This is a genomic window from Arsenicicoccus sp. UBA7492 (assembly GCF_002479615.1).
GTDB classification, from domain to species: Bacteria; Actinomycetota; Actinomycetes; order Actinomycetales; family Dermatophilaceae; genus Arsenicicoccus; species Arsenicicoccus bolidensis.
In genome coordinates this window covers 1-9,507 of the sequence record NZ_DLOE01000053.1, presented here as the reverse complement: position 1 = coordinate 9,507, position 9,507 = coordinate 1, and the positions used below count along the sequence as shown (strand labels likewise).

The following is a 9,507-nucleotide window of genomic DNA, read 5'->3' as shown; positions in this document are numbered from 1 at the left end:
CGCCGAGTACGCCGCTGGGCGTCAGCGGATCCTCAAGCACGTCGGTTCGGCGCACACCGAGGCCGAGCTCGGGGTGCTGCTGGCCCGGGCCGGTGAGCTGCTGGATGACCGCGACCAGGGCGTCCTGGAGCTGGGGGTGGAACCGAGCCCGCCCTCGGCGGCGCTGGTGGCGCCGGCTCCTGAGCCGGCGCTGCTCAACCCGTCGCCTGCGTCTGGGCTGGCGGTACGCACCGGTCCGGGGCGGGTGGTGGGTACGGACAGCCGGGTGCTGTTCGAGGCCCTCGCCGCGGTGTACGCCCAGCTGGGGTTCGGCGTGCTCGAGGACGAGGTGTTTGCCGCCCTGGTGCTGGCCCGGGTCGTGGAGCCGACCTCGCTGCTGGACGCCGCCCGGGTGCTGGCCGATCTGGGTCAGGAGGCTGCCAGCTACAAGACGATGGGGCGCACCCTGACCCGCGCCAAGGAACGCGGATACCGCGACCAGGTCGCCACGGCCTGCTTCGAGCAGTCGTACATGACCAGCGGTGACGTCTCGCTGGTCATGTACGACGTCACCACCTTGTACTTCGAGGCCGAGAAGGAGGACGACCTGCGCAAGGTCGGCTTCTCCAAGGAACGCCGGGTCGACCCGCAGATCGTCGTCGGGCTGCTGGTCGACCGCAACGGCTTCCCGCTGGAGATCGGCTGCTTCGAGGGCAACAAAGCCGAGACCTCCACGATCGTGCCGATCATCGAGGCGTTCCAGGCCCGGCACGACCTGGCTGACATGGTCGTGGTCGCCGACGCCGGGATGCTCTCGGCGACCAACCTGCGCCAGCTCGACGAGGCCAACCTACGGTTCATCGTCGGCTCCCGGGTGACCAAGGCCCCGATCGACCTCGCCTCCCACTTCCACTGGCACGGGGACGCGTTCACCGACGGGCAGGTCATCGACACCACCACGCCGCGAACCGGCCGCAACAGCGACAACGATGTCAAGGTCCGCGCCGAGCCCTCGTGGGACCCCGACGAGCACGCGGCCTCCTGGCGGGCGGTGTGGGCCTATTCGGCCAAGCGTGCCGCGCGCGACCACAAGACCCTCACCCTGCAGGAGAACCGGGCCAAGGCCGTCATCGCCGGGGAGAAGGCCGCCCGCACGCCACGATTCGTGAAGAAGAACGGCGGGGCCACCGTGCTCGACGAGGCGTCCCTGGCCAGAGCCCGGCGGCTGGTCGGGCTGAAGGGCTACGTCACCAACATCCCTGCCACGGTCATGCCTGCCGGCGAGGTGATCTCCTCCTACCACGACCTGTGGCACGTCGAGGCCTCGTTCCGGATGTCCAAGACATACCTCAAGGCCCGGCCGCTGTTCGCCCGGAAACGTGACGCGATCGAGGCGCACCTGACCATCGTCTTCACCGCCCTGGCGGTGTCACGCGAGGTCCAGAACCGCACCGGCTTGACCATCCGCAACGTCGTCCGCCAGCTCCGCCCGCTGCGCTCAGCCACCATCGCGATCAACGCCACCAGCCAGATCTTCCCGCCCCAGATCCCCGCCGACAAGCAGGCCATCCTCAAGGCCATCCACCGGGGCGGGCTCACGCACTAACGAAATGACCAAACTCGGGTCGTGGCAGACGACGTCATCGACCCTCAGCAACGGGGCCCATGACTGAAGATTGTCGTCAGGCGCGACACCCCGCCAGGGTTCGTCTTGGGGAGCTTTGCTATTCACTGCGCATGATCTTTGGACCGCAGGACGCTACAAGATGGTGGTTCGCGGATCATAGGCGTGGCCGGTCTCGTTCTGCTCTTCGTCGCTGCTGCGATCCGCAACTCCGCCGATCCCTCCGACAATGCGTCGATGCTCCGGGTGAGGCCACCGACCTCTCCGTCTGCCTGATTGTCCTCAGTGGTGGGAGACCAGCCTTGATCATGGGCGAGCTGTTGGCGGGGGATGCCGAGGATGACCCCGCGACTGCACGGCGGTCCAAAACAGTCATGTGCGGCACGATCACCTGTTCCATCGTTGCAGCAGTAGTCGTGAGTCTCTGACATCGGACGTGAGGGGGGCGAGCCACCCGCTCATCCGGTCTTCGATCAGACGGGAGCCAGGTCATGGAGGTGACCGCAGAAGTATCCAGGTCCGGCGCCTGGTGGGCGGTCGAGGTGCCTGAGGTGCCGGGTGCGTTCACCCAGGCCGAGCGCCTCGATCAGGTCGAGGCCGCGGTGGTCGACGCGGTCCGGACGAGGCGTGAGTGTGACGACCTCGCCGTCACCGTGACGGTGGCACACAGGTCGACGCGAGCGCGATCCTGAGGTGCGGCCCCGCGGGTCAGCGTTCGTGCACGGTGATGTCGAAGGCGTACTGGTCGGCGCGGTAGCAGTGGTCGCCGAACTCCACGGCCACGCCGTCGCCGGCATACGCCTTGCGGGTCATGGTGAGCAGGGGGTCGGACTTGGCGAGCTCGAGCAGCTTGCGCTCGCGGCCACCGGGGGAGCGGGCGCCGATGGTCTGCTGGGCGACGACCATCTTGGCGCCGCGGTCGCGCAGCAGCTCGTAGAGGCTGTGCTCGGTCAGCTCGGCCTCGGTGATGTCGGCGAAGCGCGGCGGCAGCCAGTTGTGGAGCAGCGCCAGGGGGATGTCGCCGGCATAGCGCAGCCGCTCGATGGAGAGCATGGGCGTGTCGGAGGGCAGGCCGAGTGCCTCGGCCGCGCGCTCGCTGTAGGCCTCTGCGTCATACGAGAGCACCTTGGTGATCGGGGCCCGGCCGGAGCGCTGGAGGTCCTCGTAGAGGGAGGTGAGCTCGTCACGGCGGTGGATGACCTCGTTGGCCACCGTCGTGCCGATGCCGCGGCGGCGCACCAGCAGGCCGCGGGCGACCATCTCGCCGATGGCGCGGCGCACCGTGGGGCGGGACAGGTCGAGGCGCTCGGCGAGGGACAGCTCGTTCTCGAACGCGTCGCCGGGCTTGAGCGCGCCACCCTCGATCGCCGCCGTGAGCTGTTGCGCGAGCTGGTGGTACAACGGCACCGGGCTCGTGCGGTCGATCATCACGGGGAGCTGAATGGTCACAGTCCGTGATGGTATTAGCAATATGTCAAAGTGTCACCAACTCACTAAAGTCCGTTTGTCCTAACAAACCTTGACAGGGTTGCGAGCGCTGAGGCAGGCTGGGCGTGTTCCCACCGACGTGACACCGACGCACAAGGGATTGTGATGGCTGACGCACCCTCCGACGCGACGAGCGCCGAGCGGCCCCAGCGGGCCGACGGGCCCGAGCCGTTCGACGTGCTGACCATCGGACGGGTCGGCATCGACATCTATCCCCACCAGATCGGGGTGGGGCTGGAGGACGTCGAGACGTTCGGCAAGTTCCTCGGCGGCAGCGCCACCAACGTGGCCGTGGCCGGCGCCCGGCACGGCCACCGCTCCGCCGTCATCACCCGCACCGGGGACGACCCCTTCGGGCGGTTCGTGCACCGCGAGCTGCTGCGCCTCGGCGTCGACGATCGCTTCGTCACCCCCGTCGAGGGCCTGCCGACCCCGGTGACCTTCTGCGAGATGTTCCCGCCGGACGACTTCCCGCTCTACTTCTACCGCTACCCCCAGGCGCCGGACCTCGTGATGCAGGCCGACGAGATGCCGCTCGACGCCATCACGGACGCGCGCATCTTCTGGGCCACGGTGACCGGGCTGTCGCACGAGCAGAGCCGCGACGCCCACCACGCCGCCTGGGCCGCCCGCGACCGGCGCACCCACACCGTGCTCGACCTCGACTACCGCCCGATGTTCTGGCCCGACGAGGCCACCGCCACGCGCGAGGTCGAGGCCGTGCTCGACCGCTGCACCGTCGCCGTCGGCAACCGCGAGGAGTGCCGGGTCGCGGTCGGCGAGGAGGACCCCGAGCGCGCCGCGGACGCCCTGCTCGAGCGCGGCATCGAGCTCGCCGTCGTCAAGCAGGGCCCCAAGGGCGTGCTGGCCAAGACCCGCGACGAGCGCGTCGAGGTCCCGCCGATCCTCATGGACGTGGTCAACGGGCTCGGGGCCGGCGACGCCTTCGGGGGCGCCTTCTGCCACGGCCTGCTCCAGGGCTGGGGGCTCGAGCGCATCCTGCGGTTCGCCAACGCCGCGGGCGCCCTCGTCGTCGGACGGCTCGAGTGCTCCACCGCCATGCCCACGCCCGCCGAGGTCGAGCAGCTGCTCGCCGAACGCCGAGGAGGCCAGTGATGGACCGCGTCAGCGTCGACGTCCGCGCCCTCACCACGACCCGCCTGCGCGAGCCCGAGCGCATCGACCACCTGTGGGCCGCCCGCCGGCGCCGCCCCCTCGTCGGGGACGACGGCCGCCTGCTCCTGGTCGCCTGCGACCACCCGGCTCGCGGCGCCCTCGGGGTCCGCGACGACGGTATGGCGATGGCCAGCCGCTCCGACACGCTGGAGCGTCTCGCCACGGCCCTGTCACGTCCCGGCGTCGACGGCGTGCTCGGCACCCCCGACGTCCTCGAGGACCTCCTCCTGCTCGGTCTGCTCGACGACGTGGTCGTCGTCGGCTCCATGAACCGCGGTGGCCTGCAAGGCGCGTCGTTCGAGCTCGACGACCGGTTCACGGCCTACGCCGCCGCCGACCTGGCCCGGCGCGGGCTGGACGGCGGCAAGATGCTGACCCGCGTCGACCTCGCCGACGACGGCACGGCGGCGACCCTCGCGGCCAGCGCCCGCGCCGTGACGGAGCTCGCCCACGCCGGGCTCATGGCGATGGTCGAGCCGTTCTGGTCCTCGCGGGGCGCGGACGGGCGGGTGGTCAACCACCTCGACCCCGACTCGGTGATCCGGTCCGTCCACGTCGCCGCGGGTCTGGGCGCCACGAGTGCCCGCACCTGGCTCAAGCTGCCGGTCGTCGACGACATGGCCCGCGTCCTGGACGCCTCGACCATGCCGGCGCTGCTCCTCGGCGGTGACCCCACCGCCGACCCCGAGCAGACCTACGCCACCTGGGCGGACGCCCTCACCTGCCCCAGCGCGGCCGGCCTCGTCGTGGGCCGCGCCCTGCTCTACCCACCCGACGGGGACGTCGCCGCCGCGGTCGACGTCGCCGCGCACCTCGTTCACGGCGACCCCGCCCGCAGCCACCTGGCCCCTGGCAGCCACCCCGCCCCTGGAAGCAACCCTGTCCCCGGCAGGCACGCACTCACTGGAGGAGCACGATGAGCGACTGGTTCAAGCCCGCCACCACCACCGGTGACGACGACTACCACGTGCGGATCCGACCGGGCGACCCCGGCTGGACGCACACGGGTCTGCTCGTCGCCGACCTCGAGCCCGGCGAGTCCCGCGAGGTCGCCACCGGCGAGCACGAGTTCGTCGTCGTGCCGCTCGCCTGCGAGGCGGCGGTCGTCGAGACGGGAGGTTCGGCATACGAGCTGGAGGGTCGACCCTCGGTCTTCGCCGGACCGGCGGACTGCCTGTATGTCGGGCGCGAGGCCACCTTCACCGTCACCGCGCCGCAGGGTGGGCGGATCGCCCTGTGCCACGCGACCGCGCGGACGTCGTTCCCCGTGAAGCATCTCCGCAAGGCCGACATCCCGGTCGAGCTGCGCGGGGCCGGGCAGGCCAGCCGTCAGGTGCAGAACTTCGGCACCCCGGACGTCCTGGACGCCGACTCGATCATCGCCTGCGAGGTCGTCACGCCCGCCGGCAACTGGTCGTCCTACCCGCCGCACAAGCACGACGAGGAACGCTCGGGCGAGGAGACGGCGCTCGAGGAGATCTACTACTTCGAGATGCAGACCGAGCGTGGCGGCGGCCGGGGCCGTGACGGGGGCGCAGGCGCTCCGGACCCGATCGGCTACCAGCGCGTCTACGGCACCGACGACCGCCCCATCGACGTGCTGGCGGAGGTCCGCTCCGGCGACGTGGTGCTCGTGCCGCACGGCTGGCACGGGCCGGCGATGGCACCGACCGGCTACGACATGTACTACCTCAACGTCATGGCCGGGCCCGGCGACGAGCGCGCCTGGCTCATCTGCGACGACCCCTCCCACGCCTGGGTGCGCGGCACCTGGGACGCCCAGTCCGTCGACCCCCGCCTCCCCTACTCCTGACCTACCCCCGGTAAAGGCATCGACCGGCCTTCGTTCGCCAGGCTGATGCCTTTACCCCCGGCGGGTCTGCACCCCGCACCCAGCTTCCCGTCATACGGCATCGAGCAAAGGACCACTCCCATGACCACGCGCATCACCCACCTCATCGGCCACTCCTCGTGGGAGGGCACGGCCGAGCGCACCTCCGAGGTCTACAACCCCGCCACCGGCGAGGTCACCGGCACCCTCGACCTGGCCAGCAAGGCGCTCGTCGACGAGGTCGTCGCCCAGGCCGCCGAGGCCGCCAAGGAGTGGGGCCAGACCTCCATCGCCAAGCGCACCCGCGTGCTGTTCGCCTTCCGCGAGCTGCTGGAGTCGCGCAAGGGCGAGATCGCCAAGGCCATCGTCGCCGAGCACGGCAAGACCTATCCGGACGCCGTCGGCGAGATCAACCGCGGCCTCGAGGTCGTCGAGTTCGCCTGCGGCATCGGCCACATCATGAAGGGCGGCTACTCCGAGAACGTCTCGACCAAGATCGACGCCTACTCGATCCTGCAGCCGCTCGGCGTCGTCGGCGTCATCAGCCCGTTCAACTTCCCGGCGATGGTGCCGCTGTGGTTCGTGCCCGTCGCGATCGCCTGCGGCAACGCCGTCGTGATCAAGCCCTCCGAGAAGGACCCGACCGCCACCGGGCTCATCGCCGACCTGTGGCGCGAGGCCGGCCTGCCCGACCACGTCATGAACGTCGTCCACGGCGACAAGGAGGCCGTCGACGCGCTGCTCGACAACACCGACGTGAAGTCGATCTCGTTCGTCGGGTCGACGCCGATCGCGCGCTACGTCTACGAGCGCGGCGTCGCGGCGGGCAAGCGCGTCCAGGCCCTCGGCGGCGCCAAGAACCACATGCTCGTCCTGCCCGACGCCGACCTCGACCTGGCCGCGGACGCTGCGGTCAACGCAGGGTTCGGCGCGGCCGGCGAGCGCTGCATGGCGATCTCGGCGCTGCTGGCCGTCGACTCGGTCGCGGACGAGCTCATCGCCAAGATCAAGGAGCGCATGGCCACCCTCACGACGGGTGAGGGCAACGGCGAGGGCGTCGACATGGGGCCCCTGGTCACCAAGGCGCACCTCGACAAGGTCCGCGGCTACGTCGACGCGGGGGTCGCCGAGGGCGCCGAGCTCGTCGTCGACGGGCGGGACGGCGAGTGGGTCGGCGGGAGCAAGGACGGGTTCTTCCTGCTGCCGACGCTGTTCGACAAGGTCACGCCGTCGATGTCGATCTACACCGACGAGATCTTCGGCCCCGTGCTGTCGGTCGTGCGGATCGAGTCGTATGACGAGGGCCTGCAGCTCATCAACGACAACCCGTTCGGCAACGGCACGACGATCTTCACCAACGACGGGGGCGCCGCGCGTCGCTTCCAGAACGAGGTGCAGGTCGGGATGGTCGGCATCAACGTGCCGATCCCGACGCCGATGGCCTACTACTCCTTCGGCGGGTGGAAGAACTCGCTCTTTGGCGACACGCACGCGCACGGGATGGAGGGCGTCCACTTCTTCACCAAGACCAAGGCCGTCACGGCGCGCTGGCTCGACCCGTCGCACGGCGGCCTCAACCTCGGCTTCCCCCAGAACGACTGACCTACCGGGGGCGGGGCATCCGCCGGCCCTCGTCCAGCAGGCTGATGGGACCAAGGCCGGCTGATCGTGCCCCGAGTGCCGTATGCCGAGGCGCCCGACCCCACGCGGGGCCGGGCGCCTCGCGCGGTGCGGGATCCCGTCGCGCGACACGAGCACGAGCACCGCAGGGATAGAGCGCCGCAGGGCCAGGGCGCCGCAGGGCTAGAGCGCCGCAGGGCTAGAGCGCCAGAGTGGTCACAGATCCGACACCCGACGGCCGCTGATGTCGGATCTGTGACCACTCTGGCGGCCCGTCCTCGGGAACCCCTGAACGCCCCGGCACTGGGGAGGTTCGGTGTCGCCAGGGCAGCACCGAACCTCCCAGCGATGGGGTGGCCCCGCGCAAGGGAGCGGGACCGAGATCGGGGCGGGTTCTGGTGGTCAGGGCAACCAGAAGTGGCCCCGATCTTCGCTCGCCCTCCGCCATTGGTCACCATTGGCGTTGTGGATCGTTCAACAGGGCCGCCCTGACGCCATTGGTGACCAACGATCGGGGTTCGGGGAACCTTTGACGCCATTGGGGCCAACGGTCGGGGTTGGGGGAGCCCCTGACGCCATGGGTGACCAACGGCGGGGGTGGGGGTGACCGGACTGGTGGCGGGGGTCAGGCGAGGAGCTTCTCGACATACTCCCGGTTGATGCGGGCCGCGTCCTTGGGGTGCTTGTGCGTGGTGTCCTGCTCCAGCACGATCCACCCGTCGTAGCCGTGGTCGCCGAGCCACCGCACGACCCCCGCGATGTCGACGAGGCCGTCCCCGAGCTCGGGGAAGATGATGCCGCGCAGCGCGTCGCCGAAGCTCCACTGCTCGTCCTGGGCGCGGCGCAGCACCTCGGGGTCGACGTCCTTGAGGTGGACGTGCGCGACGCGGTCGCCATAGGTGGGCAGGAAGTCGAGGGCGTCGCCGCCGCCGTACTTGAGGTGGCCCACGTCGAGGCACCAGCCGACCTTGGCGGGGTCCGTCTCGTCGAGGAAGCGGCGCGTCTCGGCGGCGGTCTCGACATAGGTGCCGACGTGGTTGTGCAGGACGACGCGCATGCCCATGGGCTCGAGCAGATCCGCGAGGTGGGCGAGGCCGTCGGCGAGGTTGCGCCACTGCTCGTCCGTCAGGCCGCGAGCCTCGTCGACGTGACCGGCCTCGGCGTCCCGGCGGTCGTCGCCGAGCTCGGCCGCCACCAGGATCGATCCGCCGGCGGCCTTGACGCGCTCGGCCACGGCCAGGGCCGCGGCGTCGGCCTCGTCCCAGCGCTCGCGATCGCGGTAGCCCAGGCGCACGAACGCCCCCACCATCTCCAGCCCCCGCCGTGACATCTCCGAGCGCACGACGGCGGGGTCGTCCGGCATACCGGGGCCCCACTCCGTCGCGACGTAGCCCGCCTCGACCATCTCGTCCATCATCTGGCCGGGCGCGGTGTAGGGCCGGAAGTCCGGGATGTCCCCGTTGTTCCAGTTGCAGGGGGCGGTGGCGATCCTCATCGATGCGCTCCTTGGTCGGTCGGGTCGAGTCGAGCTGGCCGTATGGCGACTTTGCTCTGACATTCTGACATCACGTCGTCCTCGCGTCGATGCCACCCCCTCGGATCCGTCTGGGCCGGGCCCGGACACATCAGCCGGGCTCGAGTCCATCAGCCTGGCGAACAAAGGCCGGTCGATGCCTTTACCGGGGGTAGGTCTATCGGCCTGGCGTGCCAACCCGGGCCGATGTGACTACCTGAGGTAGGTCTGTCGGCCTGGCGTGCCAACCCGGGTGGATGAGTTCCTAAGGGGAGT

At 70.3% G+C, this 9,507-nt stretch carries 7 protein-coding genes; 5 read left to right on the top strand and 2 right to left on the bottom strand.

What is annotated here, in order from left to right:
- On the top strand, positions 1–1,585 hold a 1,585-nt coding region (locus tag B4E97_RS16260; protein WP_286960764.1), incomplete at its 5' end, for an IS1634 family transposase.
- A gap of 726 nt (positions 1,586–2,311) precedes the next feature.
- Here B4E97_RS16260 and B4E97_RS16255 read toward each other — a convergent pair.
- Positions 2,312–3,052: a GntR family transcriptional regulator gene (locus B4E97_RS16255; RefSeq protein WP_029212025.1), complete on the bottom strand. Its 741-nt coding sequence runs from the start codon at positions 3,050–3,052 to the stop codon at positions 2,312–2,314.
- Between the two features lie 144 nt (positions 3,053–3,196).
- Between B4E97_RS16255 and iolC the strand changes: the two genes are divergently transcribed.
- From iolC to B4E97_RS16235, 4 genes are all read left to right on the top strand, one after another.
- The gene (gene iolC, locus B4E97_RS16250) at positions 3,197–4,207 is read left to right on the top strand and encodes a 5-dehydro-2-deoxygluconokinase (RefSeq protein ID WP_029212024.1); all 1,011 of its coding nucleotides are present in this window, start codon (positions 3,197–3,199) and stop codon (positions 4,205–4,207) included.
- Complete coding sequence (locus tag B4E97_RS16245; RefSeq protein ID WP_286960763.1) at positions 4,207–5,187, top strand: Cgl0159 family (beta/alpha)8-fold protein; 981 nt, start codon at positions 4,207–4,209, stop codon at positions 5,185–5,187. The genes iolC and B4E97_RS16245 overlap by 1 nt, the downstream gene beginning before the upstream one ends.
- Positions 5,184–6,080, top strand: a complete 897-nt coding sequence (iolB, locus tag B4E97_RS16240; RefSeq protein ID WP_286960761.1) for a 5-deoxy-glucuronate isomerase — start codon at positions 5,184–5,186, stop codon at positions 6,078–6,080. The genes B4E97_RS16245 and iolB overlap by 4 nt, the downstream gene beginning before the upstream one ends.
- Positions 6,081–6,200: 120 nt before the next feature.
- Positions 6,201–7,700 carry a CoA-acylating methylmalonate-semialdehyde dehydrogenase gene (locus tag B4E97_RS16235; RefSeq protein ID WP_029212021.1) on the top strand — a complete coding sequence of 500 codons (1,500 nt, stop codon included), beginning with the start codon at positions 6,201–6,203 and terminating at the stop codon, positions 7,698–7,700.
- A 643-nt stretch (positions 7,701–8,343) separates the two neighbouring features.
- Here B4E97_RS16235 and B4E97_RS16230 read toward each other — a convergent pair.
- Positions 8,344–9,213 carry a TIM barrel protein gene (locus B4E97_RS16230; protein ID WP_029212020.1) on the bottom strand — a complete coding sequence of 290 codons (870 nt, stop codon included), beginning with the start codon at positions 9,211–9,213 and terminating at the stop codon, positions 8,344–8,346.
- Positions 9,214–9,507: the final 294 nt, after the last annotated feature.